Below are 26,182 nucleotides of genomic sequence, written 5' to 3' on the forward strand. Positions count from 1 at the left end.
CTGCCCGGCGCAGGTAGCCGTTGATGCGGTCCTCGGCCATGCGAGATACATGGCCCCCACTAGTATCCGTCAACGATGAGGGGCGGGGTGAACGAATAGCGGTGCTAGAAGTTCCGCTGGTGCTTGGTAACAGGCCATTAAGCCGCGTGTGGTGGCGACACGCCGAGCCTCGTTATACGAACGTGACTTCTCATACCGCCCTGGGGTATTCTCCTCAGGTGATCCCGGCACCCGCCGAGATCGCTTTCCCGCGCAGAATGCCGAGCCCTGCCGCTGCTCCCGGGATCCGTTCGTACAATCCAGTTGGCAGGGACGGGGGAACCAAGTTTCCACCGGGCCACCGCACGCGCCCTAGATTCCCTGCGTGCGTTGACCCTCGGGGTTAAGTCGATCCATCAGCTCATTCCTGCACTGCGTTACTGCGGCTGTCATAGGACTGGTTTGAGGACGGCCGGGTGACTCCCATCCGAACCCGACAGCTCACCCCGCAGGCATGGGAGAGGCAATCACCATGTCACGTACGTCCATTCCGGCGCGCCACCGCGCCGTCGTCACCCACTCCATCGCCCTCGAAGGCCTGTCGCACTCCGCGAAGACCGGTGCAGTAGCACTGGGTAAGCCGGCCATCATCGCAGCAGCAACCGGCGGCCTCGTCTTCGCCGTCGGCGCCCCCGCACAGGCCGGCACCTACACCCAGGAAGCCACCACGGGCACCGTAGCCCAGGCCCCCGTCGCAGCCGCACCCGTCGCTCCCGCAGTTGTTGCAGCTCCTGCCGCTGCAGCCGGAATCCACACCGTCGTCGCCGGCGACACCATGGGCGCCATCGCTGCCAAGCACGGCCTGAACCTCAACACGCTCCTGGCCCAGAACGGCCTCTCCTACGCGTCGGTCATCTACCCCGGACAGCAGATCAAGCTTTCCGGTGGAGCCAGCGCCGCTGTCAGCCCCGCAGCTGTCCCCGCTGCAGCACCTGCCAGCCAGGTCTTCTACGCAGCACCCGCCCCCGCAGCTGCCGCAGTGGCACCCGCCCCCGCAGCTGCCGCAGTGGCACCCGCAGCCGCACCGGCCGGCATCCAGCTGACCTCCGCCACCATCGCCCCGATCGCCCCGGCGGCCCCCGCGGCTCCTGCGGTCCCCGCCAGCGGCGTCGGTGCAGCCCTTGTCGCCTCGGCCTACGGTCAGCTCGGGTCCACCCAGGACTGCACCATCCTCGTCGAGCGGGCCCTGCGCTCCATCGGCAAGAACGTCGGAGACCTCGGCCCCACGCAGTTCTACCAGTACGGAACCGTCGTTGCGACCCCGGCACCGGGTGACCTCGTGATCCGCCCCGGCCACATCGCCATCTATGTCGGTGGCGGCAAGGTCATCAGCAGCGGCATGAACGGCATCAACGCCACGATGGAGCACCCGCTGTCGGACCTCGCCGGTTCGTCCTTCGTGCGTGTCGCAGGTTAACTTCACCCTCTGGTGAAGTGGTTGCCCTCAAGCTGAGATAGCGGTGAGTGCCCTGGACGGGGGTGCTCACCGCTATTTCATTGCCCGCATTTCTTTGCTTTCGGGGGCTGCTGTGGAAGTCGACCGCCGGACACCGTCCCTAAATATTGATGAGCTAGACCGTGGTGAGACCGTGACGTTGGGATGGTTGTGAATTAGTGAATGATCCGTGGGTTAGTGGACCAGTTTGGATACCGGAGGCCGCGCCGTCGTGGGAGACCTACCTGGCGCCGACACTGCAACCCATCCCGCTGATTCCCGGAATCGCCCTGGTTCTGGGTGTGCTGTACCTGGCCGGCGCCATCCGCCTGTGGTCGATGGGGCGTTCCTGGCCGGTATGGCGGACGGCAATCTTCCTGGCGGGCTGCATCATCATCATGATCACCATGGGCGCAGGAGTCGAGGGCTACGGGCTCCGCATGTTCTCGGTGTTCATGTTCCAGCAGCTGACTCTCATGATGGCCGTTCCCCCTCTTCTGGTACTAGGCAGGCCCGGCACCCTATTGCTACGGGCAACCCCGCACCGTGGGCTCGGGCGCCCGATCCTCCGGCTCGCCCACGCAGGACTGCGCTCGAGGTCCGCCCGGCTTGTTCTCCATCCGGCGTTCATGATCCCGGTGTTCCTGGTCAGCTTCTATGGTGTCTACCTCAGCGGTATCGCCGACGCGATGCTGCCGTCCTGGTACGGGCACATCACCCTGGAACTGCTGTTCCTGATTTCCGGTGTGCTCTTCACCGTCCCCGTGCTATCGACGGACCCACTGCCGGTGAAGCAGTCCCACTTTGGCCGGTTCCTCGACATCTTCGCCGAAATGCCGCTGCATGCGTTCTTCGGCGTCGTCCTGATGATGGCCACCACACCTGTCGTCGACTTCTTCGGCACTCTGCCCGTGGGATGGGACGTTGATCCGATGACCGATCAGGGTATCGCCGGCGGGTTGGCCTGGTCCTATGGGGAGTTGCCGTCGGTGCTGATGCTGCTGATCATCATGGTGCGCTGGCAACGCGACGAAACAGTGACCTCGCGCGCTACCGAGCGGAAGCACAACAGGGAGGGAACCCCGGAGCTCGACGCATACAACGCCTACCTCGAGCAGCTCAGGCAACGCTCGGAACGCCAGGATCGGCAACGATAACCAGACGTCGACCCGCGAGCAGTACGCCTGGCGCAGCATCCTCGTCGTTCAGTGCCCTCCAGCTCGTCTGACCCTCGAGTTCAGTACGCGGTGGTTCGAGGTAAGCGCCCGGGATGGCTAGCTTGCGACGAGTCGAACCGCTTCACGGAAGTCATCGAGTGACGTCAAAGCGCTGTGGTTCTGGTCATCGAGGAGGATCAGTGCGGGGGCCCGGGTCATGCCGACGCCTGCGGCTTCGGCCCGGTCGGCCTCGATGAGTGCCTGCACGTCGGAGCTTCGCATATCAGCTTCGAACTGTCCGCTGTCGAGTCCGAGCTCACGGGCAACGGCCAGATAGGTGTCCGTGGTGACGCTGGTGTGCAGGCGGGGGAGTTCCTGAGCGTCCGGGCCCAGCGTGATGGCTTCCAGGAAGGGAAGGAAGCATCCCTGACGGTCGGCGGCTTCCAGGGCTGTGGCCCCCAGGTGCGCTTGGTCATTCGTGGGCAGGTGACGTGCGACGAAGGTGACGCGTCGGGAGTAGTCCGCCCGGAGGTTGGAGAGAAACTCTTGGATGGAGATGGTGCCCGGCGCGTACAGGTCGATGAATTGCACCAGGACAGCCCGTTCGTGGGAAGCACGCGACACCAATCGATCACTGGCGACGATAGTCCCCCGCAAGGTATTAAGTTGTGTCGCTCGTTCGGTCGAGCTCGTGTTGGGCGCTGCCTGGGGTGCGGGGGAGTTCCTTGCAGTGGACGGCGGCTCGGGGGCCCGATCGGTCTCGTCTCGATCGTTGGACAGGTACCCCTTGATGCCGATGAAAAAGGCAATGGAACCCAGCACCACGATGATGGCCAGGGGGATCATGGCTGCAAACCAGGGGTTCATGAAGAAGGTGCCGATCCTGTCACGTCCGACGGTTTTGAACAGATGTTCCTGTTCGCTGGCGTCGGGTGGGTCGTCTGTCGGAACGTGCCGCCCGAGATGGTGCCACCGCGGCACATCAAATACATCGTACCGTGAACTATCCCGCTCGGATTGTCCTGCCGGTCGTGGCAGTGCCCGAGCTATGGCCGTATTCACCGTGGCTGGCCGGGCACGACAAGCGGTCAGGGCGAGGGCGGTACGGGCAAGGTGCATGCAGCGAGGACGAGCGGTGAGGGACGTGAGGTGCTTCATCGCACGACCGCCTCGTCCAGAGGTGCTTCTTGTCAGACGCGTTTGGCGTAGACGACGTAGTTGTCGTCGAATTCTCCGGTGTCAGGGTCGTAGCCGTCGCATGTGATCAGACGGAGTTCTGAGCCTTCGGTGTTTCCGTAGACCTTCAGGGTCGGGAAGTTGTCCTTGGGGTATTGCTCTCCGCGGTCGACGGCGAAGCGCGCCGTCGTGCCATCTTCTCTGGCGATCTCGATGATGTCACCGGGCTTGAGAGCGCGCAGGTCCGCGAATACGCCAGGTCCTCCATCGGTGGCATTGACGTGTCCGAGCAGGACGGCCGGTCCGCGTTCTCCGGGGGTGGGGGATTGGTTGTACCAGCTGGCGGGCGCGCCGGGCCCGTCCGGCGGCACCTCGAGGGAGCCGTTGTCTCGCAGCCCCAACGCGAGGAGGTCAGATCCGGCACCGATAGCCGGGATCGAGAAGGAGGTGGGAGTGGACGCTGGTAGTACCGGCGGTTGCGCTGGGACCGGGGCGGCGGTGGCAGGCGCGGCCTCTGCCGGCGTGGCCGTTGCAGAGGGTGCGGTGCTGGGTGCTGCAGACGGCGCGGGTCCAGCGGCGGAGGAGGTTGCCGTGGCTGTGGGTGGCGCGGCAGGAGATCCGTCGGAGGCGGTGCTGTTTCCGCATCCGGTCAGTATTAAAGCGGCGACCGCCGCAGAAACGAGAAAGTTTCTGCGGCGGTCGCTGGGTGAACTAATCATGGTGTGAATGCTGTCCGATCAGTTCGTTGTTCTTGGTGGATTACGCCTGGTCGGCTACGCGACGACGAACGACGTAGGTTCCGCCGGCTGCAACGGCGAGGACGAGGCCGCCACCGAGGGCGAGCATGCCCACGTTGCTGCCGGTCTCCTGTGCGACACCGGTGTCAGCGCCACCGGAAGGCATATCGCCCATCTGGGTTGCGGCGAGGTTTCCACACAGTGCCGGTGAGGTGGCGCCGAGGGGGAGCTTGGGGTCGAGGTCACTCGGGGAGTTGAAGACTTCCTCGGAGACGCCGGCCGTTGCGGGATCCAGGCCGTGGACGACGACGACGGCGGTGCCGGCGTCGAGGGCGTCCTGGGTGCCCTGGTTGATCTCGAAGCTGCGCTGGATGTTGTAGCTTCCACCCTGGCCACCGAGGGCAAGGTTCAGGCCCTCTTCGGGTCCGGTGGCGCCGCTGGTGGTCAGCGTAGTCTGGATTCCACCGTACTTGCCGGCACCTTCGGTGACGCTGACAATGCCGTCGCTGTTGGCGTCATCGGCGTCGGTCGGGCAGGTGCCCAGGGCGAGGCCGTGGATGTGCTGGACGTGGGGGTAGGGGCCATCCATGAAGGTCTCGGCAAGGCCGTTGACCTGCAGGTTCACGGTTGCGGTGGTGCCTTCGACGTCAACGGTGACGGTTCCGGTACCCGTGGTGCCGTTGAGCTGGCCGAGGGTGGAGGAGTAGGAGCCGGACGCGTGGGCGGCCATAGCTGGGGCCCCGGCCATGGCGACGACGCCAAGGGCGAGGGTCGGTACTGCGAGAAGCCGCATTTTCTTGTTCATGAGATGAATCCTTCACTGTGCGGTGAGCGCGTACCCATGCGGGCACGTCTAGCTGTGATTCGAGGCACTTAAGTCCTTGGATTGGTGTGATGGCTGATCATTTTTCTAATCCCTCCAAAAGCACAGGAGGAGTACCTATCGCGTAGGGGCTTTGCGAAGCCGAATGAGGGCGTCCCTGATCCGGCTTTTCACCGTGGGTAGGGGGATCCCGAGGTGGGCCGCAACCTGTTCGTAGGTGAATCCGTCATAGAACGCCAGGGTGACCGCACGGGCCTGGACGGGGGAAAGGTACTTCAACGATGCTCGAATCCACTGTTGCTCGACCATGTCGAGGGCTGTTTCCGATGTGTGGTCGTATTCCCTGGTGTACATGCGGGTGAGGTAATCAGCTTCGTGCCTTTTGGCCCGGTCTTCGGACCGGAAGCGGTCCGTTGCACGATGGACCGCGATCATCGTGACCCAGGTATCCGCGTTCCCCAGCGCCGCATCATAGGTGTGTGCCTTCCGCCAGACCTCGAGGAAGACGTCCTGAATGATCTCGAGACCGACCTGCTCATCGAGCACCATCCGGGTGCACAGGGTATACACCCTGGGCCCCATGGACGTCAGAAGGTCCGCGAAGGCGACCTCATCGCGTTCTGCAATCTTGATGAGCAGCTCGCCCATTCGTCGGCGAAACGAGGACGAAGCCACATCACCGGCGTCGCTGGGATCACCGGCGTCACGGGCGCTCGAGCTGATGGCGTGCCTCCTGTCGCGGGTGTGCTTTTTCAGTATTCTTGATGGACCAATCGTGACCCGCCCGACTGACCGCCCGTTTCGCTGAGTATGGGCCCGCGCATGGCGAGCACTGTCTGCCTTTGGCAGCTCAAATATCCGCGGACTAGTGGGAGATTACCGTCGACGCCGGGAGGCGCTGGGATTCACAGCCCTCACCTAGACAGAGGCTGTACTGTCAGCATCATCCTCATGTGCGAGTGATGTGGATTGCGTGCAAAACACACAATCTATGGCGCCGGACGACGGTACGCGGCCTCCTCCGCCACCGACGTCCGGCGCTTCCTTTGCATCAATGATCTCGCTGCCGCTGTCTTGTCGACGATCCTCAGAGCACTAACCGCCGTAGCAGTTATGAGTCAGACCAAACCTCCAGCTGAAGTGCTCCGAATCACACGAGAAAGCGCCCATGGCACCACCATGGGCCCCGGCTACCCCTCAAGGCGTGTGACGCATCATGGAAGCACAGCACATTCGCTTGCGTTGGTTCGCTGCAGGGCTCGTCCTGGCTGCCGGACTCACCGGGTGCGGTGCCGTGGAACAGGATCCCCTGAACGTCAACAGTGGTCAGTCAAAGGATCAGGGGGTCGTTGATGCTTCAGGCACGGAAGACACACCAAGCGATCCTGCTGGAGAGTCCGCGGCATCCTTCATCACCGAGGATCTCGACGATGATCCGCTGAACATCGGGGTGGACGGCGCCAGACTTTGCGGTGTGCAGCCAAAGGATAGCTTCCTCCGGTACACGATCATGCTGCACAATCCGACCCTCGAGACCTTCACCTTTGACGACATCAGCCTCGGCGATGCTCAGGGGCTGACTCAGGTCAGCGCCATGATTACCCCGGCCAACCGCGAGGGCCACGGAAATCACGGTGCGCCCGCTGTCGGACCAAGCGAGCACGCGCCAGCGGCCCATGACACCCCGGCGCCCACTCCCACCGCCTCCGAACCAAGTACGTTCACGGTGGAACCAGTACCTGCAGTGGGGTACCAATTCGAACCGGACAAGCACATCAACATCGTGGTGTCCGTGGCGCTTGAAGATAACGCACAGCGCGGCACAGCCGACGATGTCGTCGTCGGGTTCTCATCACCGGGCCGAGAATTCTCCGTGCCTCATGACCTGAACATCACGATCGACAGGACCACCTGCTCCTGACTTAAGGGTTCCTCCTCCTAAAGGAGAGCATCCTCCCTTGAGAGACAGTGGTGTGTTTTACAGAACCGCCAAGACCTCTCTTATCTAATGGAAGCAAGCACTATAGCCTCAACGACCATCGCCTTGAGGTGTTTAAACCTCCGCTGCAACCGGACCTCACGCTGCCTGACCACAAGGGGCCCCGGCCCCGGAACGTCCTCATTTGACCTGTCGCACCAAAGGATGGCGGTCTCAACCGGTCAACGCACCACCACCCGGGACTGTCAGAAAAACGGTGTGTGAGGGTTCGGCCTGATCCGAGAGGAGATGGCCGTGAACGACTTCACGACCGAAGTATCAGAGGCGATGATCGATCCTGTGACGGGAGAAACCATCGATCAGAAGGACCTTGCTGAACGCCTGCTCGCCCAGGCGAAGGAGCAGGGCGTGAGCCTGGTTGGCCCTGGTGGCTTGTTGAGCCAGCTCACGAAGAACGTGCTGGAAACCGCTCTGGAAGCGGAGCTGACCGAGCACCTCGGGCACGAGCACGGGCAGACACCGATCGCAGAGAACATGCGCAACGGTACGAGGCCGAAGACGGTGTTGACCGAGATCGGCCCGGTCGAAATCGAAGTGCCAAGGGACCGGGACGGTTCGTTCGAGCCGGTGATCGTACCCAAACGGAAACGACGCCTGGACGGCATCGACGAGATCGTCCTCTCCCTCTCCGCCCGCGGACTGACCACGGGTGAAATAGCCGCGCATTTCGAGGAGGTCTACGGGGCCAAGGTCTCCAAAGACACGATCTCGAGGATCACGGAGAAGGTCGCCGGCGAGTTGGGCGAGTGGGCTTCCCGTCCGCTGGACCCGCTCTACCCGGTCCTCTTCGTTGATGCGATCGTGGTCAAGGTCCGGGACGGGCAGGTCCGCAACACCCCGTTCTACGTCGTCATGGGCGTCACCACGAACGGGGAACGCGACATCCTGGGCATCTGGGCCGGCGACGGAGGTGAAGGAGCGAGGTTCTGGCTGCAGGTCTTTTCCGAGCTGAAAAACCGAGGCGTCGAGGACGTGCTCATCGCCGTCTGCGACGGGCTCAAAGGCCTGCCCGAGGCGATCAACACGACCTGGGAGCGGACCGTCGTGCAGCAATGCGTCGTGCACCTGATCCGCAACAGCTTCCGCTACGCCGGCCGGCAACACCGGGACGGAATCGTGAAAGCCCTCAAACCCGTCTACACCGCGCCGTCCGAAGCGGCGGCGAAGGACCGGTTCGCGGAGTTCGCAGCCGAGTGGGGCCAGCGGTATCCGGCGATCGTAAACCTCTGGGAATCCTCCTGGGCGGAATTCGTGCCGTTCCTCGAATACGACGTGGAGATCCGACGGGTCATCTGCACGACGAATGCGATCGAGTCGATCAACGCCCGCTACCGCCGAGCGGTGCGCGCCAGGGGCCACTTCCCGAACGAGGCCGCGGCGCTGAAATGCCTGTATCTCGTGACCCGGTCCCTTGACCCCACTGGCGGCGGCAAAGCACGCTGGGTGATCAGGTGGAAGCCGGCGCTCAACGCGTTCGCGATTACCTTCGCGGGCCGGTTCGAGAAGACCACTTACTGATGAAAACCGCCGGACCCCACACACCGTTTATCGGACAGTCCCCACCACCCGGGCAGGATGAGTGGTGGAGGTGTGTGTGGAGTTCACGATGGAGCAGCAGCAGGCGATTTGGGAGGGCTGGCGGGACGGTGAGTCCTTCCGACAGGTCGGTGACCGGGTTGGGCAGCCCGCGCACGTGGTCCAGTACTTCCTCCGTGGCTACGGTGGCATCAAGCCGAGTGTTCCTCGACAGAACTGCCGACACCTGACGCATCAGGGGGTGGCTTGTGAAAAAGTGAATTATCCGACGCTAAGGTTTTGCTGGGCGCCGTAGCGGCCTGTATTTGCCGGGTTTGATGTGGTTGGCGCGGGGCCAGGTGTAGTCGCCGGTGAGGTTGATGTGTTCCCATCCCAGTGGTGAGAGGAACCGCAGTAGCTCAAGGTCTGTGGTGTTCTTGTCTTTGTTGAGGGTGGTGATGGTGCGGTCGAGGTAGACCGTGTTCCAGAGAACGATGGCGGCGGTGAGGAGGTTCAGCCCGCTGGCGCGGTAGCGCTGCTGCTCGAAGGACCGGTCGCGGATTTCGCCGAGTCGGTTGAAGAAGACCGCTCGGGCTAGGGTGTTCCGGGCTTCGCCTTTGTTCAGGCCGGCGGTGACTTTGCGGCGCAGGCTGGGGTCTTGGAGCCAGTCGAGCAGGAAGAGGGTCCGTTCCAGTCTGCCTAGTTCCCGCAGGGCGGTGGCGAGCCCGTTTTGGCGGGGGTAGGCGCCGAGTTTTCGCATCATCAGGGACGCGGTCACGGTGCCGGTTTTGATGGACGCGGCGAGGCGGAGGATCTCGTCCCAGTGTGCGGTGATCGTTTTGGTGTTGAGGCTCCCGCCGATCAGCGGTGCCAACGTGGCGTGCCCCGGGTCGTTGGTGGGTGTGTAGAGGCGGGTATCGCCGATGTTGCGGATTCGGGGTGCGAACCGGTATCCGAGCAGGTGCATGAGAGCGAAGAGGTGATCGGTGTATCCGGCCGTGTCGGTGTAGTGCTCTTGAATCGCGAGGTCGGACTCGTGGTAGAGCAGTCCGTCCAGGACGTAGGTCGCGTCGCGGTCTCCGACGTTGATGAGTTTGCTGTGGAAGGGCGAGTACTGGTCCGAGACGTGCGTGTAGACCAGCCGTCCGGGTTCGGCGCCGTACTTCGGGTTCACGTGCCCGGTGGATTCAGCTTTGCTGCCGGCACGAAAGCGCTGCCCGTCCGAGGACGAGGTGCTGCCATCACCCCAGTGCGTGGCGAAGGGGTGGACGTGCTGAGTGTTCACCAGCTCCGCCAGGGCGGCACTGTAGGTTTCATCCCGTATGTAGGAGGCTTGGTGGCGGTCCAGTTGGGCATAGGTGACGCCGGTGCAGGACTCGGACATTTTCGTCAGGCCCAGGTTGATTCCGTCGGCCAGGATGGCGGTGAGGAGAAGTTGTTTGTCCTTGGACGGTTGGCCGGATTTGAGGTTGGTGAAGTGGCGGGTGAATCCGGTCCAGCTATCGACTTCCATCAGCAGGTCGGTGATCCGGATGCGTGGGAACATGGCACTGGCCTGGTCTATCAGGGGCTGGGCGTGCGCGGGGACGATTGTCTCCAGCGGGGTAATTTTCACGCCCTTGCCGGTGATCAGCACCCCGGGTAGTTCATCGCGGGAGGCCAGCTCGTTGACTTCCTTCAGTCGTTCCTGAAGGAGGGCCAGCCGGTCCTGGAGGTATCGGGGGTTTCCGTCGACCGTGACCAGGGGAAGTTTTTCGGTGGTTTTCATGCCGGTGTAGGCGGGGCCGGCGAGAAGGTAGTCATCGAAGTCGCGGAACTGGCGGGATCCGGTGACCCACATGTCTCCGGAGCGCAGCGCGTTTTTGAGTTCTGCGAGGGCACAGAACTCGTAGAAGCCCCGGTTCAGGCCGGTGTCGGTGAAGACCAGAGGTTTCCACCGGGGCCGGATGAACGAGGTGGGTGCATCGTCCGGGAGCCTTCTGGCGCCGGTGCTGTTCAGGGATCGGATGACATTGATTGCGTCTAGCAGGTCTTGTGCTGCGGGCGCTGCGTGGAGGTCAAGAACGGCAAGAAACGCCGGCGTGTAGCGGCGCAGGGTGGTGAAGTGGGTGCTGACGAGAGCCAAATGGTCTTCAAGGCCTGGCCGGGTCAGTTCCTTGGCGTGGGCGATGCTTGTCGCCAGGGATTCCCAGCCGATGGCCGTTTCGATCGCGATGAAGGGATCTTCGCCGTTTTCCTTGGCCTCAAAGAGGGCATCACCGAGCCTGGAGTGCAGGCGCATCATGGCGGCGACGGTGGAACGGGACGCCAGGGTGGCTTGGTTTTGCTTGTTCTGCGCGGTCCGGATGAGCCGGCCAATGATCCGGTCGTGCAGCTCGATGATTTCGTCGGTGACGGTTGCCATGCTTTCGGTGGCCATGGCGAAGAGGGTCGCGTACCGGCGTGCGGGTTCAAATTTGGCCAGGTCGGCCGCGGTCATGGAGGCACCCTCGCGGGCAAGCTTCAACAGCCTGTTCCGGTGGACCAGCCGGCCCGCCGCCCAGGGCAGGTCCAGCGCACGCCAGGTGGTGAGCCGGTCGATGTGCTCATTCATTGCCCGTGCGTTCGGTCGCAGTGGCGCCTGGCGCAGCCAGCCGATTTCCGTTCCGGAACGATCGGGGCGGCGGCGCAGCAGCCCGTCGAGCCGTTGCCGGTGGCCCACGGACAGTTGCTCACCCAAGGTGGCGTAGATTCGCCGGTTCGCCCGGGTCAGCGCCTGGGCGCAGGCCCTTTCAATAATCCCGATCCTCGGCAATGCAATTTTCTGTGTTTGGAGGAAGTCCATGGCGCTCTTCACCAGGAGCAGGCCCTTGTCCGTGTGTGCGGCCACCTTACTGACGTGCTCCACGAGCTGGCGAAAGTCCGCGATGCCGAACGTGGATATGCCCAGATACGCGCGGATCTCCCGTCCGTGTTCCTGCCGCGTTTCCTCACGTGTTCCGTACTCGTCCCACGCATCAATGGGAACGGCCAGACGGGAGGCCATCCATGAGACCAGCTCAGGAGCCACCTCAGTGTCTTGGGCCAGCGCGATTCCCGGGTGGCGCAGCAGGCACAGTTGGATGGCAAAGCCCAACCTGTTCGCGTCCCCGCGGCGTTGCCGGATCAACGACATGTCCCCATGGCTGGGGGTGTAGTGGGCTTCGAGGTCCTGGGGTTCGGTGGGCGTTGCCAGGATCTGGCCGCGCTCGGCCACCGTGAGCAGGGAACGCAAGGCCACCTCAGATTTCCTGTGCCGCTACGTTGCCGCCCCACGGGGCCACCATCTCTACCTGCAGCGGATTTACCTGCAGCGCACGGGCACCGCTCATGGTTTCGCCAGATGCCGGTAGATGGTGGGTCGGGTGACGCCGAATTCCTGGGCAATGTGCTCTACAGTGTGGGTCCGTTTCCCGTCGGGGCCCTTCTCTTCATACATTTCGCGGGCCAGCTTGACTTGGCGCGGACCGAGTTTTGGTTTCTGCCCGCCGGTCCGTCCCCGCGCACGGGCCGCGGTCAGCCCGTCGCGGGTCCGTTCGGACATGAGGGCGTGTTCGAACTCGGCGATCGAGCCGAGGATCTGGAAGAACATCCGACCGATGGCTGTGGAGGTATCGATGCCCTGGTCCAGGACGACCAGGTCCACTCCGCGTTCCTGCAGCGTCTTGGATAAATCGATGAGGTTTTCCAGCGACCGGCCGAGCCGGTCGAGCTTGGTGACGACAAGCTGATCCCCTGCCCTGTTGGCCGAGAGCAGGGCCTTGTCCAGTTCGGGCCGGCGTGCCAGTTTCCCTGAGGCCATATCGAGGAAGATCTGTTCGCAGCCGGCCGCGGTCAGGGCGTCGTGCTGGGCTTCGGGGTGCTGATCGCGGGTGGAGACCCGTCCGTATCCGACTCGCATCACCAAAACGTATCACTAACCGGGTTAGGCGTTACATAGCCTCGTACACGGGAACCGTTACAAAATGAGCCACGTGGTTGCGCTACTCCTGTGGATCGCAGCGATAAGTGGCGTGGTTCTTGCAGCGTTCGGTGGCCCACCAGCGCCGGTGTGCCGCTCAGTTAGTCAGGGCAGGGATGATCGCGCCGGAGAACACCTGCCAGGCTAGGGCGGTCTTGGCGATGAGGCTGAGGATTATGTACGCGCGTTCGCCGTACAGGTAGTCACGCCAGGGACCGACCTGCCGGTACTGGAGCAGCTGGTTGATGGCGAAAATGTTGAAGAACAGGAACAGCGAGATGATGATCCCGTAGACGAAGGCGGGCGGTTCCGCCGCGCTCGTAGATCCGATGGACAGGAAGTAGATCAAAATGGCGATCCAGGGCACGATCCCCGCCAGTGATCCGAGGATGAAGGGTAAGAAATTGCCGCTACCGGGCCTCTCATACTTCTCTTGAAGGGCGCCGAAGCCGATCATCGCCGCATTGACGGCGAACAGGCAGATGAGGGCTGCGATGTCGGTGATTCCGGTGGTTTGCGCGATGAGCCAGATCATCACGGACGAGCTTAGCGAGTACTCGACCCAGCGGAAGTAGTTGTGTTGGACCCTCAGGCCGGCTTCGTAGCGCGGAAAGAATGCCGGTGAGGCAACCGCGAAGTGGAAGAGGGCGGACAGTGCCACGAACACCACGACGCCGGCGCCCACGTTGACCGCGAAGAGTTCCACGCGCTCGGGCGGGAGCGGGAATCCGGGCGGTCCTGCCAGGTAGTCCGCGGTGACGGGAAACGTGACCTGGTTGTCGAGCATCGCCAGGATGATCGTGAAGATCACGGCCTGCAGGAGGTGCAGCGAGCCGGCTACGACGTTGATGCGTCGCAGTCGACGGAAGCTATGAGGGCTCACATCGCTCACGTCAGCCGGACTGATGTCTGAGTTTGAGCGGGCTGCACGGGTCATGGCACTCCTGATAAGAGCGAACCTAAATCGTCCGGGGCCATCAAGCTAACATTGACCATTCAGTGTGCCTAGGAATGCTTCGTCTCTCAGCAATTAGTCTTTCAGCAGTTCTGTTGCTCTAGGCCCAGGTCCAGGTCCAGGTCCAGGTCCAACCGCAGCATCGCATCGGATCGACCGCCCACCTCCGGCCAGTTGCAGCATGCTCCCGGTGGTCGCCAGGGCGAGTGGTTCATCTGAGTCCTCCAGTAAGAGAGCGTGGCGAAGAGCGGTTCCTCTCCAGCGTCGTCAAGGCAGTCGGCACAGCAGGACGCGAACGTCGTCGATAGAACCCTTCCCATAATGGGTGAACTGTTCTTCACTTGTCAGTACATGGAGGGGAGTATCCCCTGTCCGTTCGTCGTCACTACGAGGATCCCAGCATCCTCCGGCGGACAGGGCCGATTCCGCTCGGCCGGGAGAGACCTCCATTTGGTTCAACAACTAACTGGAAGGTGCTTATTCATGGACGTCCCGTTGTGGGTCTGGTTCGCCGTCATCGGCTTCATCCTGATTATGCTCGTCGTCGATCTCGTTGCCCACCGTAAAGCCCATGTGATCAGCGTCCGTGAGGCCGCGGCCTGGTCGGCTGTTTGGGTGTTCTTCGGCGTCGCGTTCGGCGCCATCGTGTGGCGGTTCTGGGGGGCCGAGTTCGGTCAGCAGTACTTCGCCGGCTACCTCATCGAGAAGTCCCTGGCCGTGGACAACGTCTTCGTCTGGGCCATCATCTTTACGTTCTTCGCCGTCCCCCGCGAGTACCAGCACCGGGTCCTGTTCTTCGGGGTCCTCGGCGCCCTGGTCTTCCGGGCGATCTTCATCGCCGCCGGATCCGCGATCATCGCCAGCGCCGGCTGGGTCCTCTACCTGTTCGCCGCGTTCCTGCTCTTCACCGGGTACCGGATGCTCATCCAGCGTAACGAACACATCGACCCCTCAAAATCCCGTGCCCTGAAACTCTTCCGCCGCTACGTGCCCATGACCGATGCCTTCCATGGCCAGCGGTTCCTCATCCGCAAGAACGGGATCCTGCTCGCCACCCCGCTTCTAGCGGTCCTGGTCCTGGTCGAAGTCACCGACATCGTTTTCGCCGTGGACTCCATTCCTGCGATCTTCGCCGTCACCGACGAGGTGTTCCTCGTCTTCACCGCCAACGCCTTCGCGATCCTGGGTCTGCGCGCCATGTACTTCCTCCTGGCCGACCTCATCCACCGCTTCGTGTACCTCAAGATCGGACTCGCGATCGTCCTGATCTGGGTGGGCATCAAGATGGCCCTGAAGATCGACCTCTACTACATCCCCACCACGATCTCCCTCGCCGTCATCACCACCATCCTCACCGTCTCCATCGCGGCCAGCCTCATCAAGACCCGCGGCCAGGGACGCCATGAACCACCTGCGCCCGCCGAAGCGCCCTTCCGCACCGCGGAACCCGAGGAACTGGCAGAACTCGAGCCCCTGTGGAAGCGAACCCGCCGGGAAACCACAGCCAAGGCCCCATCACCTGGCGCCTCGCGTGCCGCATCAGTCGATGCTGCGCCGGCACCTGACGCTGATCAGGATCCGGTGGACGATGCCGCACACAGCGGTGATCAAAGCACACCGGGTCGCTCCTCCAGCGGTGACCACTTCGACGCACCGCGCCACTAGCCACCGAGCTGTCGTCATCCCTCACTCGTAACAAAACCTGTCCAGGAAAGGAATCACAATGCCATCAGCGCCCACCAATCGACCCACCACACCAGTCGACCTGTACACCAGCCGCCGCACCGCCCGACGACACCCGTGGACGTTTCTCACCCAGCACGGGCATGTGCTGCTGGTCGTCGCGACGGACCCGCACCCCCTGGTCGAGAACATCGCCGCCACGGTCGGCATCAGCCCACGCAAGACACTGCAGATCCTGAAGGATCTGGAGGACACCGGGTACCTGTACCGGATGCGGGAGGGACGGCGCACCCGCTACACCATCGACCCACACAAGCACTTCCGCCACCCGGCGACCTCGCACAAGGAGATCGGTGCGCTCCTGGCGATCTTCACTCAATCGCCAGCCGATACACGCTATTAGGACCCCGGGCTACGACCAGAAGGAAACTCCTCATGAAACACCGCAGAACAGCCCTCCTCGGGTCCGGGCTCCTCCTTACAGGGGCGTTGCTGATCACCGGATGCGACGACACGCAAGTGCCGCAAGGACCGGGAGTCGAGGAGCAGGAAGACGCCGAAAACCAAGACGGCAGCCCCGACGGACAAGACGACGGACAAGACGACGGGCAGGACGAGGACAGTGACGAATAGCTCTGAGATCAGAAGCGGCGCAGTACCTCTGGCGCGCGCGAGGCCGACACCAGCAGAAGAGCAACCGTTAATGACGCCACCAGAGCAACGAGGTGCCCACGCCCATTCGTGGACTTTCCTGACGAACCACGGGCATGTCCTCATCGTGGTCGCTGGGGACCCGAGCGCCCTGGTCGATGACATAGCCGCACGGGTCGGGATCACCGGCAGGGCCACCTTGCACATCCTGAAGGACCTGGAGGACACGGGATACCTGCAGCGCATCAAGGAAGGACGGCGCACACGCTATGTCATCAACGCGCACCAGCACTTTCGCCACCCAGCGATCGCTCATCAGGAAGTCGACGCACTCCTATCGATCTTCGGATCAACCGCTACAACGACACGGAAGGACAGAACGTGAGAGCGCCCACCCGTACCCCCACCAGCATCAGGTCACTGCCGGCCGGTGTCCTGGCCCGACCTCACCGCAATGCCATGCATCGTCGGGAGATCCTTGTCTCCGAGGGGCAGGAAGCGGCGGACACGAGGATTGGAAAGAGGCCATGATCGACGGGGGCCGCCTGTTCCAGTCTGATCACCGATCACCAGAACGAGAATCAGGGCTGGGTGAAGCAGGCCAGGGCAACGCTGAGAGCATCGACGAGACTGTTGACACCGCTGCGGACGCCGCATTGCAGGTCATGGAACAGCGCATCAATGCTTTGGTTTCTACCGTCCCTACGCTCTTCCGCTACCCGCGCGGCGGTGGCGGACCATGATCATCGTTCTGACCGGAATCGACGGGGCGGGCAAGACGACGGCCGGGCAGATGCTCGCGCAGCAGCTTAGCGCGGCCGAGTATCCTGCGGTCTTCACCAAGAACAGTTCTGGGCGGCGGAGCATCACGGCCTGGTGTGGTAGGCGGAAAATCAAGCCCCCGGTGCGCCTGCTCGATACTGTCGAGACGAGTATCCGCTGCATTAACGTGCTCATCTCTCACCTGCGCGCCCGGCCAGGTAGCAGGGTCGTCATCATGGACCGATACCTGTACTGCCAGGCGGCATTGAGGCAAGCGAGGGGCCTGAAATCAGGCTGGTTCCTGCCCTTCCTGTCCAAGGCCCTGCCTACCCCCGACATCGTCTTCTACTTCGACGTGCCACCCGACATCGCCTACAGCAGGATCCGACGGCGGGCCGCGGACACCGAGACCCTCGAGCACCTCCACGCCTTCGACGAGGCCTACCGGGAGCTCGTAGAATTTCCGTCCTTCATCACCATCGACGCCAGCAACCCTGCCGGGCAACTCGTCGAGGCCATGCTGCAGGAACTCGGTGTGTGCGGTCTGGGGCTCCCCTCATGAGCACGCCCCGAAACGACGGCACAAGGGCCCCCATCAGGGCACCCCGCAGCCGATCGATGACAGGAAGCAACTTCGAGCTGATCGCATGGCTTTTCATGCGCTGGTCCGGCGCCCTCCTGGTCGTGCTGATCTTCGTGCACCTCTTCGTGAACCTCGTGCTCGGCGACGGGATCAACCAAATCGACTTCGCCTTCGTCGCCGGCAAATGGGCACACCCCTTCTGGCAATGGTTCGACCTGATCATGCTCTGGCTGGCCATGCTCCACGGCACCAACGGGCTTCGCGTCATCATCAACGACTACACCGACACCGCCCGGACACGCATGATGCTCAAAGCCGTGCTCTACACCTGCACCGCGGTCATCATCGCACTCGGTTCCCTGGTCATCTTCACCTTCGACCCCTGCCCCGTCGGAGCTTCCCCGAGCACGCTTCCCGCGCTGTGCTCGGCCGGACCACCCTAGAACTCTCACCGGCACAAGGTCTGGCCGTGCATGTCACGAAGCCGTAAACGATCACGGAAACCGCCGAAGGCAGCCGATCGGCAACCAAGTGACCGCTCGTGCCGCCAACACCGGTCGACTTCTCACCCAACTCGATGCTGAGGCCAACAACGACCGGTCCAATACACCTGTAAGGAGAAATCTGTCATGGCACTATCGGACGAAGAACGCTCCCGGTTCGAGGAGCTCGAACTGCGTTTCGCGATCGAGGATTCTGAGCGCGCCCCGCGCCTGCAACACCCAAATTTCCCGCACCCCCCACGACGTCGCAAAGCAGCGTTCATCATGATCGTCGTAGGGATGCTCACCGTGATCACCTCCATAGCACTGTCCGCCCCAGCTATAGGTGTCGCCGGTTTCGTCATCATGGTCGCCGGCGGCATCGTAGGAACACCACCGCCTCCACCAGAACAAAGGGACACATCACCGCCGGGTCCGACACGTCCGTCGGGTCCGCAGTCGAGTACGAAGCCCCTTTAAGAAGGTCGAGCTGGACGATACCTTCATGTCAGTACGCTGCCTGATCCGTCGCCGTCCGTACTGCTGGGAGCGACTCAGAACACAGGGTCCGACGCACGAACAGTAGACAGGCGAAACGCAGCACCTGCACTGCCACGGCCACGGCCTGGAGTGAGCTTGGCCGGCGGCCCTAGCCACAATAGGTGAAGTTTGCTTTACTTATTGTAATGGAGGGAAGCATCCCCATATCCAGTTCGTTGTCGCAACGAGAGTCCCTGCACTCTTCGGCGGACAGGACTGCATGCTGCGGCTGGGATAGACCTCCAGCGGGTGCAGTAATTGACTGGAAGTAGGCTCGCGTGAACAGTTCTGACCGCACATGGACCGCCGCCACCTCAAGGGCCCAGCACCCGCGTTCACCTTTACCTGGCCCTTGGAATCGAGCTCACAATCATGCCTTGGTCGTAGCGCGGCGTGTAGGAGCCTTCCAAGCCCAGGTGAGAACAAGAGCTAAGTCTGCTGTAACGATCGGCGGTGTTGTAGTGCTCGGAATGACGTTGTGTGGGTGCTCGTTCACGAACCCAATTGGTACAGGGATGAAAGACTCCTCCAGTAACGGAGTGCACGAATCAAGCGGAAACGTCCGATTGCAGAACATTCTGATTGTTGGCGAGTCCGCCGAGGAGCCTGGGCGTGTTCTGGGCACCATCATCAACGATGGTAATAAGGACCTTATGCTCGAGATCACCGTGGCGGGAGAAGCCGAAAGGATGTTAGTCCGCGGCAGGAACTCGGTTCGTCTCGAGAGTGCGGGTCCGCTTATCTTTGAGCGAGCCGGCGCTGATGCAGGGTCAGTAGTGCCAATGACCGTCACTCACGCGGGCGGTTCCTTCACCGTACTGGTGCCTGTCCTTGATGACTCCCTACCGTACTACGCTCCCTATATGCCCTAACTCATCTGTCCTCAGACCTGTCGCACCCGCTGCGCTTCTACATCACTGCCTTTGGCAGGATTCTGGAGATCAACAGCGAGACCACGCGATATGCGTCCATCGCGTCTTCCACAACCCTTTCTGCACGGCAGACGACGCAGGGCGGGTTCCGGTGCACTGACGTTCGGCGATCGCGTCGACACACGCGTGACACCACACACGAGAGAGCGAAGCAGTTTGTGAACCAGGACCACCTGAAGAGGTCTACATATCGTTTTGTCCGGGATTCGGTCTATCAGCTTTTCCACCTGCGTTCGAAGCGGCCGCTCAGCAGGGAAGACGCCTCGGGCAGGATCACAGCTTTCGTGTACGGGGACATTCTGATCCTTGCTGCGCTTATCGCGTTGTACCCACAGGACCTACTCACCTTCAAAGCTCTGACCTACATCATCGGCACTGGCGCTTCAACCTTCATCGCACACGTGCTGGCCGAACACGTCGGAATCCGGGTAGCGGCACCCGACCAAGCAACCACGTCGCACCTCAAACGTGAGGCGTGGCATGCAGTACCGATAGCATCAGCCGCGGTCGGCCCCGCACTTCTCATGACCGCCGCACTGGTGGGCTGGATTGACCCGGAGTTTGCGCTGCAACTGGCAATCCTCATCACAGTCGTCCGACTGGGCAGCCTGGGATGGGTAGTAGCACATCTTCGAAGCGAACGGGTAGTTCCTCAGACCTTCATCCTGGGCTTGGCCCTGGCCGCACTATGCCTGGCAGCCGCCCTCCTCAAAGCTCTGGTCACCGGATAGTGGCGAAGCCATCGAAACTGCTGCGCACAGAGCCACGCGAAGGGCGTCCCTGTTGAGGCACCGAGGAATTCATTCATCCTGAGCCGCGGATCCAGATCTTTACGCTCATACGGAGCAATTCGCGGCCAGCGTCCGCGAACGACCGTCCATAAGACACTTAACAGCAAGAGGACTCGGAACGGTGCGTCGTGTTCCATGGGCCGTGTCCGAGACCTATGTACTGTCACCGACGTTCGCGGTACAGTTTCGGGCTATGGCAGCTGTTGGTTATGCGCGCGTGTCGACCCGGGAGCAGAATCTCGACGGTCAGACCGATGTGCTCGAAGCTGCCGGGTGCAAAAAGGTCTTCATCGAACACGCCTCCGGCGTTCTTGCGAAGCGGCCAGCCCTCGATGACGCGCTGGACTATCTGCGTGCCGGTGACACCCTGGTCGTGACGAAGCTCGACCGACTTGGCAGGTCGGTACGGAATCTGAAGGAAGTCGTGGATGGGCTCGAGAAGCGGGGCGTCGGGTTGAAGGCGCTTTCGCAGGGTATTGATACGACGACTCCGGGCGGGCGGTTGTTTTTCCATATGCTCGCGGCGATCGCGGAGTTCGAGCACGATCTCATCGTGGAGCGTACGAAGGACGGCCTGGCTGCAGCGCGGGCTCGCGGGCGTAAAGGTGGTGGGCGGATCAAGATGAGTACGACGAAGATCCGTCAGGCGCGGGCCATGTATGACGAGAAGACATACACGGTGCAGCAGATCGCGGAGACGTTCGGGGTCTCGCGTGGGACGATCTACCGCCATCTCGGCGAAGACGTCAGGGCATAGAGGCGGACGACCGAGGTGCGGCGCAGCGTCCATGACAAGATCGACCTGCTGCGCCAGCACGACCAGGGCGTTCCGTGGACCCGTGTCGCCGCGGAGTCGGGGGTTCCGTTACGGACATTGAGCCGTTGGGCCAGCACGTACCGGACCGATCCATCGTCGACCAGCCTCCGGCCAGCCCGTCGGCGTGACCGCGGTAGAAGGCGGCTTCCCGCAGAGCTCGTGGAAACTATCGAGGGTTTGGCGCTTCGCCGGCCCGAACCCAGCAAAGCCTTCATCCACCGGCGGGTAGCCGACATCGCCCGCGACCGCGGGCTCCCGGCGCCCAGCTATTCCACCGTCCGGGCGATCATCGCCGGCATCGACCCGGGCCTGCGGACCCTCGCCCATCACGGGGACGCCGCATACCGGGACAGGTTCGAACTGGCCTTCCGTCGCACCGCGGACCACCCGAACGAGCAGTGGCAGGCCGATCACACGCTGCTGGACGTCATGATCCTCGACAAGGCCGGCGACCCGGCGCGGCCGTGGCTGACCGTCGTACTCGATGACTACTCGCGTGCTGTCGCCGGCTATACCGTGTTCCTCGGTGCCCCGACTGCCGAGCAGACCGCCCTGGCACTGCATCAGGCCGTGAACCGCAAGACGCATCCCGCCTGGCCTGTGTCCGGTCTGCCCGATGTCCTCTACAGCGACCACGGCTCCGACTTCACCTCCGCCCGACTCGAACAGGTGTGCCTCGACACCCACATTCAGCTCATCCACTCACAGGTCGGCGTCCCGCAGGGCCGCGGGAAGATCGAACGCTTCTACGGCACGATCACCACCGAGTTGCTGCCCCACCTGCCCGGGTACATCCCCCACGGCACGAACGGGAAACCCGTCTCACCGCCGTCGCTGAATCTCGAGCAACTCGACGGGATCCTTGAACGCTTCATCGTCACCGAGTACAACCAGCGCAATCACTCCCAGACCGGCGACACACCCGCACACCGTTGGGCCTCCTCCGGTTTCATCCCGCGCAGCCCCGCCCGGCCCGAAGACCTAGACCTGCTCCTCCTCACTGCAGCTGCCACCCGGAAAGTGCAGCGCGACGGCGTGCAGTTCGCCTCCACCCGATACATCTCACCCATCCTCGCCGCCTATGTCGGTGAGCATGTCACCGTGCGCTTCACCCCCCGCGACGTCGGCGAAATCCGCGTCTACTTCAACAACGAGTACCTCTGCCGCGCTATCGCCCCCGAGCTCGCCGCCGAACACGTCTCCCTAGAGGAGCTCCGGGCTGCCCGCGCCACGCGCCGGCGTGAGCTCAAACAGCAACTCCAGCAACGCCGCAGTCTCGCTGACGCGCTCCCTACCGACACCCGCTACACACCGATCGATCCATCACACCTGACCGGGCTGACCGACTCGAGCGACGCGGAATCCACTCCAGCGCCGCCGCCCGTAGAGGTAGCTCCCCGACAGAACAGATTGCGTCTCTATGCGACCGACTAACGCCAAGCACACAGTCCTCTTCGGCAAAGATGACGACGGCCGCCGCTTCCTGACCGGCGACTTCGCCGAGGTCAACGACGACGCCCCACCACTACCGACCCGTCCCCCTTTCCTCAGTACCAGGGAGCACCGCCGCTTCACCGAGTTCGCCGACGCCGTCCGAACCCACCGCTACATCGGGCTGTGCTGGGGACCGCCCGGCATCGGCAAAACCCTTTCCGCCCGGCACTACGCAGCCGCCGACGACTGGGAACAATGGCACACCCTGTTCGCCGACCAGCTCGGCCCCGTGCCGCCCGCGGTCCTCCAAGCGCGCACAGCGTTCTTCACCCCCACCGTCGCCGCCACCGTCCGGCAAATCGACACCGGCCTCCCGAAAGCCTGCCAACAGATCTCCTTCGCAGTCGACTACGCCGAACACGGCGTCGTCGACCCCTACGTCCACACCGAATCCCGATCGAGTGGCCGCACCGAACTCCTCATCATCGATGAAGCTGACCGGCTCAAGGCCACTGGCCTCGAACAAGTCCGCGACTACTTCGACCGCCACCACATGGGCGTCATCCTCATCGGGATGCCCGGCATCGAGAAAAGACTCGCCCGCTACCCCCAGCTCTACAGCCGCATCGGATTCGCCCACGAATACCGACCACTCACCCCAGAGGAGCTCACCGCCGTCCTCACCCAACGACTCCCCGCCAGCACCACAACAACCGACCCCCTCGCACAAACCACCGCGATCGCGACCATCGTCCGCATCACCGCCGGGAACTTCCGCCTCGTTGATCGACTCATCACCCAAATCCAACGCATCCAGGCCCTCAACAACCTCGACACACTCACCCCCGAGGTTGTCGACGCCGCCCGCGAAGCACTCCTCATCGGCCACTGAATTCCGCGCAAACAACGCCACTTACCGCTGCGATTCACATCGAAGCAGCTCTAAAGCCCCAATTCATGTAGCGATACTCAGTGCCAGTATCTATGTATCGATTCGACGCGTGTGCGGTGAGTTCCGCTACATTGGAGGGCATGGGACACCTTTTGGGCTACGCGCGAGTGTCGACAACTGATCAGGACGCCTCGCTACAGGTCGACGCGCTGAACGCTGCCGGTTGTTATCGGGTCTTCGTCGACACCATTTCGGGATCTCTGAACCAGAGGCCGGAGCTCACCAAGCTTCTGGATCAGCTACGACCGGGGGACACTCTCGTCGTATGGCGGCTCGACCGGCTCGGCCGCTCCATCCGCCACCTCATCGACCAGCTCACAGCGCTGCAGAATAGGGACATCGGGTTCAAGTCCCTGCAGGAAACCATCGACACAACATCGCCCGGCGGACGCTTGGTCTTCCACGTCTTCGCCGCCCTCGCCGAGTTCGAACGAGACCTCATTAGAGAGCGCACCAACGCCGGCCTTGCGGCAGCGCGCGCTCGAGGCCGCACCGGTGGACGGCCACCTCGACTCAGTTCTCAGCAGGCCACCGCCGCCAGGCGAATGTACGAGCAGCAGGACATGACGGTTGAACAGATCGGTCAAATCCTCGGTGTCAGCAGAACCACCATCTATCGGACGCTGAGACGCGATGACGCAACTCCAGCGAAGGGCCGAAGGCCGAGAGTGAAGGCAGCTGGGGGAGAGGTTGTCGCTGTGATCTCGGAGGCAACGGCATCAGCACGACAAGGCCAACAGTGACCAGGAGAACATGATGATCAGAATCATCCGCTGGTTGCTCACCTCAAGCATCCGCTACAGCTACCTGTTCGTCCGTGCACTCATCCGACTTCCCCTGCTGTTGTTGCCGATCCCTGCGCGCATGCGCAACCAGGTCGCTGGCGCGTTGGCCGTCGGCCTGTGGTTCTTCTCATCGTGGTTCGTTGCCACCGCGGCCGGCGCACCGTGGTGGGGACAGCTGATGATCACCGCCGCAGCTGTGCTGGTGATCGCCGGTGTGGTGCGGATGGAAGGCCGCCGGCCGATCGTCCGCCGACTCGCCCGCGTCCGATGACGTCCTGGCAGGGGTAGCCGGCGATGGGGCAGCGCAGGGGAGAGGCTGACCGGTTCTGGGAGAAAGTCGTCAAAGGCCCGCGGCCGCATGACTGCTGGATCTGGACCGGCGCCGTGGCCGACGACGGCTACGGACGGTTTTGGGTGACGAGGGACGGTGAGCAACGCGCCCTGCGGCCGCAACGCTACGCCTACGAACACCTCACCGGAGAGACCCTGCACCCCGGAATCACGCTCATGCATGTCTGCAACGTGCCGCTGTGCGTGCATGTCAGCACCGGGACGGAAACTCACCTGCTGCCCGGTACTCAGGCGTTGAACATGCTTGACCGGTCCCAGAAGGGCCGGCATGCCAACGCCTCGACCTTCCGGTGGCGCGGTGTCGGCCGCGCCCAGTTCCGAGCCCAATCCGTTGAACTGCGCACAGCCCTCCTCGAGCACGGATGGAACGAACCGATCATCCGACCCCTGCTCACCGGCATCGACCCCGAAGCCCCAACCCTGTTCTAGGGCTTACCTGATCTGCGCTATCAAGGTTGCTCGCCGTACACAGCTTCCGGACACGGTTCATGTGACGCGACTACCGCTCCGGATGCATCTACTTCTGGATGTCCTATGGTCGGTCGTTCGAAGAACAACCTCTCCGCTCCACCTGATGTCGTTAGTGCTGGCGCAGACCGTGCTGCAGCCCTTCTCGGTCCTATCGATGGAGATGGAGCCTAATCTCGAGACATGGAGCACAGAAAACGCATTGAGCGCGTACTTGATTTAGCAACCGTTGCAGCGTGGAGTGATGCGTTCGGGAAGCTCCATTTCAACCGGTATGAAGGCCAGGCCCTTCGCGGATTTTTCGAGGAGATTGAGCACCTGATCGAACGGCGCGATGACGTAGACCAACTGCGGTCGGGCTTCGACACTGACCCGCAGACCGGCCGACAGCGCCCGAATGATCTGCAGAGGCGTCGGCTCTATTCCTCGACAAAGATCTACTTCGACACGTACTACAGTGCGCTTTCCCACCTCTCGTCGGTAGTAGGACGTTTCTCAAAGGTTTTTGGCGGTGTCGCTTACACCGACAACAAGCCGTTCCTGGCTTGGTTGGAGAGGTATCACGCCGATCTCCCAGCGCATCTGAGTGCTGGCGCATTGACGTTCCATGAACTTGAGTCTGCCCGTCTATTTCGAGCACTCCTGAATCATCCGCAACAGTTCTCCCCTCCCGACTGGTCGACGGAGACGCGTTCCTTGTACGACGTGGTTCACCTCGTGATGCACGGGGCGCAGTCACGGTCGGGCAAGATCCCTCCAGGAACCCGGCGCGACATGATCCCACCGTTTGTCGAGGCGGATTGGAGAATGGAAGCACCCGATGAGGTCAGCGTGACTAACTGTCTTGCAAACGCTGCAGCACCAATCCTCAGCGCCATACTCGCCCAGCGAAGACCAGACGCCGCTTTCGTAGGTATAGACAGCCGTAAGGTCGATTCCGATGCGACCGTGCTGACCGGGGGCCGCCGTATCAGCCCGGGCTCAAATGTCGGTAGCTCCCAACCCACAGCGCCAGCCGAAAAAGACGTGAATGCGGTTCGCAACGAACTTAGGGCTTGGCTGGAAAGCCGGAGCTGAACCTCACTGGCTTGCATCGCGTCTTCGAACGCCTTCGGTAGTGCACCGGTACAGGAGAG

27 protein-coding genes, 2 pseudogenes and 1 riboswitch are annotated in these 26,182 nt (G+C 62.6%); of the genes and pseudogenes, 22 read left to right on the forward strand and 7 right to left on the reverse strand.

Annotation, left to right across the window (positions count from 1 at the left end):
• Positions 1-283 precede the first annotated feature (283 nt).
• Positions 284-509, forward strand: a riboswitch (cyclic di-AMP (ydaO/yuaA leader).
• Between the two features lie 2 nt (positions 510-511).
• A complete protein-coding gene (locus AC1MFI_RS18180; RefSeq protein WP_479821129.1) occupies positions 512-1,456 on the forward strand; it encodes a LysM peptidoglycan-binding domain-containing protein in 945 nt (314 codons plus the stop codon).
• Positions 1,457-1,653: 197 nt separating this feature from the next.
• Positions 1,654-2,631: a cytochrome c oxidase assembly protein gene (locus tag AC1MFI_RS18185; RefSeq protein WP_479821131.1), complete on the forward strand. Its 978-nt coding sequence runs from the start codon at positions 1,654-1,656 to the stop codon at positions 2,629-2,631.
• A gap of 117 nt (positions 2,632-2,748) precedes the next feature.
• Here AC1MFI_RS18185 and AC1MFI_RS18190 read toward each other — a convergent pair whose 3' ends face one another.
• Positions 2,749-3,789: a DsbA family protein gene (locus AC1MFI_RS18190; protein WP_479821132.1), complete on the reverse strand. Its 1,041-nt coding sequence runs from the start codon at positions 3,787-3,789 to the stop codon at positions 2,749-2,751.
• A gap of 32 nt (positions 3,790-3,821) precedes the next feature.
• Positions 3,822-4,268, reverse strand: a pseudogene (locus AC1MFI_RS18195) (class F sortase); the annotation flags it as partial.
• A 61-nt stretch (positions 4,269-4,329) separates the two neighbouring features.
• Between AC1MFI_RS18195 and AC1MFI_RS18200 the strand changes: the two are divergent.
• Positions 4,330-4,533: a hypothetical protein gene (locus tag AC1MFI_RS18200; RefSeq protein ID WP_479821293.1), complete on the forward strand. Its 204-nt coding sequence runs from the start codon at positions 4,330-4,332 to the stop codon at positions 4,531-4,533.
• A 33-nt stretch (positions 4,534-4,566) separates the two neighbouring features.
• Here AC1MFI_RS18200 and AC1MFI_RS18205 read toward each other — a convergent pair whose 3' ends face one another.
• Both AC1MFI_RS18205 and AC1MFI_RS18210 read right to left on the reverse strand, forming a co-directional pair.
• Positions 4,567-5,349 carry a CHRD domain-containing protein gene (locus AC1MFI_RS18205; protein ID WP_400484837.1) on the reverse strand — a complete coding sequence of 261 codons (783 nt, stop codon included), beginning with the start codon at positions 5,347-5,349 and terminating at the stop codon, positions 4,567-4,569.
• A 135-nt stretch (positions 5,350-5,484) separates the two neighbouring features.
• Positions 5,485-6,015: a sigma-70 family RNA polymerase sigma factor gene (locus tag AC1MFI_RS18210; protein WP_479821134.1), complete on the reverse strand. Its 531-nt coding sequence runs from the start codon at positions 6,013-6,015 to the stop codon at positions 5,485-5,487.
• Between the two features lie 568 nt (positions 6,016-6,583).
• Here AC1MFI_RS18210 and AC1MFI_RS18215 point away from each other — a divergent pair.
• The 3 genes and pseudogenes from AC1MFI_RS18215 to AC1MFI_RS18225 all read left to right on the forward strand — a co-directional run.
• Positions 6,584-7,288, forward strand: coding sequence for a hypothetical protein (locus tag AC1MFI_RS18215; protein ID WP_479821136.1), 705 nt, complete (start codon positions 6,584-6,586; stop codon positions 7,286-7,288).
• 345 nt (positions 7,289-7,633) lie between these two features.
• Positions 7,634-8,884 carry an IS256 family transposase gene (locus AC1MFI_RS18220; RefSeq protein WP_479820873.1) on the forward strand — a complete coding sequence of 417 codons (1,251 nt, stop codon included), beginning with the start codon at positions 7,634-7,636 and terminating at the stop codon, positions 8,882-8,884.
• A 70-nt stretch (positions 8,885-8,954) separates the two neighbouring features.
• A pseudogene (locus AC1MFI_RS18225) lies at positions 8,955-9,140 on the forward strand (IS30 family transposase); the annotation flags it as partial.
• Positions 9,141-9,173: 33 nt separating this feature from the next.
• Here AC1MFI_RS18225 and AC1MFI_RS18230 read toward each other — a convergent pair.
• The 3 genes from AC1MFI_RS18230 to heR all read right to left on the reverse strand — a co-directional run bounded on the left by AC1MFI_RS18230 (position 9,174) and on the right by heR (position 13,797).
• A complete protein-coding gene (locus AC1MFI_RS18230) occupies positions 9,174-12,140 on the reverse strand; it encodes a Tn3 family transposase (RefSeq protein WP_479821138.1) in 2,967 nt (988 codons plus the stop codon).
• 87 nt (positions 12,141-12,227) lie between these two features.
• The gene (locus AC1MFI_RS18235) at positions 12,228-12,800 is read right to left on the reverse strand and encodes a recombinase family protein (protein WP_479821140.1); all 573 of its coding nucleotides are present in this window, start codon (positions 12,798-12,800) and stop codon (positions 12,228-12,230) included.
• A 157-nt stretch (positions 12,801-12,957) separates the two neighbouring features.
• Positions 12,958-13,797: a heliorhodopsin HeR gene (gene heR / locus AC1MFI_RS18240; RefSeq protein WP_019483732.1), complete on the reverse strand. Its 840-nt coding sequence runs from the start codon at positions 13,795-13,797 to the stop codon at positions 12,958-12,960.
• A 501-nt stretch (positions 13,798-14,298) separates the two neighbouring features.
• Here heR and AC1MFI_RS18245 point away from each other — a divergent pair.
• The 16 genes from AC1MFI_RS18245 (at position 14,299) to AC1MFI_RS18320 (ending at position 26,123) form a co-directional block, all read left to right on the forward strand.
• Positions 14,299-15,480, forward strand: coding sequence for a TerC family protein (locus AC1MFI_RS18245; protein ID WP_019483733.1), 1,182 nt, complete (start codon positions 14,299-14,301; stop codon positions 15,478-15,480).
• 58 nt (positions 15,481-15,538) lie between these two features.
• Positions 15,539-15,901: a helix-turn-helix transcriptional regulator gene (locus AC1MFI_RS18250; RefSeq protein ID WP_019483734.1), complete on the forward strand. Its 363-nt coding sequence runs from the start codon at positions 15,539-15,541 to the stop codon at positions 15,899-15,901.
• Positions 15,902-15,933: 32 nt separating this feature from the next.
• A complete protein-coding gene (locus tag AC1MFI_RS18255) occupies positions 15,934-16,131 on the forward strand; it encodes a hypothetical protein (protein ID WP_019483735.1) in 198 nt (65 codons plus the stop codon).
• Positions 16,132-16,201: 70 nt separating this feature from the next.
• Entirely contained in the window at positions 16,202-16,534 is a 333-nt protein-coding gene (locus AC1MFI_RS18260) for a helix-turn-helix transcriptional regulator (protein ID WP_019483736.1), read from the forward strand.
• 142 nt (positions 16,535-16,676) lie between these two features.
• Positions 16,677-16,892 carry a hypothetical protein gene (locus AC1MFI_RS18265; RefSeq protein ID WP_019483737.1) on the forward strand — a complete coding sequence of 72 codons (216 nt, stop codon included), beginning with the start codon at positions 16,677-16,679 and terminating at the stop codon, positions 16,890-16,892.
• Positions 16,889-17,473, forward strand: coding sequence for a dTMP kinase (locus AC1MFI_RS18270; protein WP_019483738.1), 585 nt, complete (start codon positions 16,889-16,891; stop codon positions 17,471-17,473). The genes AC1MFI_RS18265 and AC1MFI_RS18270 overlap by 4 nt, the downstream gene beginning before the upstream one ends.
• On the forward strand, positions 17,470-17,937 hold the full coding sequence (locus AC1MFI_RS18275) for a succinate dehydrogenase hydrophobic membrane anchor subunit (RefSeq protein ID WP_019483739.1): 468 nt from the start codon (positions 17,470-17,472) through the stop codon (positions 17,935-17,937). Before AC1MFI_RS18270 ends, AC1MFI_RS18275 begins: the two co-directional genes overlap by 4 nt.
• 186 nt (positions 17,938-18,123) lie before the next feature.
• Positions 18,124-18,456 carry a DUF3040 domain-containing protein gene (locus AC1MFI_RS18280; protein WP_084442800.1) on the forward strand — a complete coding sequence of 111 codons (333 nt, stop codon included), beginning with the start codon at positions 18,124-18,126 and terminating at the stop codon, positions 18,454-18,456.
• Positions 18,457-19,606: 1,150 nt separating this feature from the next.
• Positions 19,607-20,179 (forward strand): hypothetical protein, encoded by a 573-nt coding sequence (locus tag AC1MFI_RS18285; protein WP_019483742.1) that lies wholly within the window; start codon positions 19,607-19,609, stop codon positions 20,177-20,179.
• 253 nt (positions 20,180-20,432) lie between these two features.
• On the forward strand, positions 20,433-20,996 hold the full coding sequence (locus AC1MFI_RS18290) for a recombinase family protein (RefSeq protein ID WP_024475803.1): 564 nt from the start codon (positions 20,433-20,435) through the stop codon (positions 20,994-20,996).
• A gap of 219 nt (positions 20,997-21,215) precedes the next feature.
• Positions 21,216-22,490, forward strand: a complete 1,275-nt coding sequence (locus AC1MFI_RS18295) for a transposase (RefSeq protein ID WP_479821066.1) — start codon at positions 21,216-21,218, stop codon at positions 22,488-22,490.
• Positions 22,477-23,382 carry an AAA family ATPase gene (locus AC1MFI_RS18300; RefSeq protein ID WP_019483745.1) on the forward strand — a complete coding sequence of 302 codons (906 nt, stop codon included), beginning with the start codon at positions 22,477-22,479 and terminating at the stop codon, positions 23,380-23,382. The genes AC1MFI_RS18295 and AC1MFI_RS18300 overlap by 14 nt, the downstream gene beginning before the upstream one ends.
• A gap of 140 nt (positions 23,383-23,522) precedes the next feature.
• Positions 23,523-24,185: a recombinase family protein gene (locus tag AC1MFI_RS18305; protein WP_479821142.1), complete on the forward strand. Its 663-nt coding sequence runs from the start codon at positions 23,523-23,525 to the stop codon at positions 24,183-24,185.
• 10 nt (positions 24,186-24,195) lie between these two features.
• Entirely contained in the window at positions 24,196-24,498 is a 303-nt protein-coding gene (locus AC1MFI_RS18310; protein ID WP_479821144.1) for a hypothetical protein, read from the forward strand.
• A 113-nt stretch (positions 24,499-24,611) separates the two neighbouring features.
• Positions 24,612-25,007 carry a hypothetical protein gene (locus tag AC1MFI_RS18315; RefSeq protein ID WP_479821146.1) on the forward strand — a complete coding sequence of 132 codons (396 nt, stop codon included), beginning with the start codon at positions 24,612-24,614 and terminating at the stop codon, positions 25,005-25,007.
• 222 nt (positions 25,008-25,229) lie between these two features.
• Complete coding sequence (locus tag AC1MFI_RS18320) at positions 25,230-26,123, forward strand: hypothetical protein (protein WP_479821148.1); 894 nt, start codon at positions 25,230-25,232, stop codon at positions 26,121-26,123.
• Positions 26,124-26,182: the final 59 nt, after the last annotated feature.

This window comes from Arthrobacter sp. BC5 (assembly GCF_056680255.1).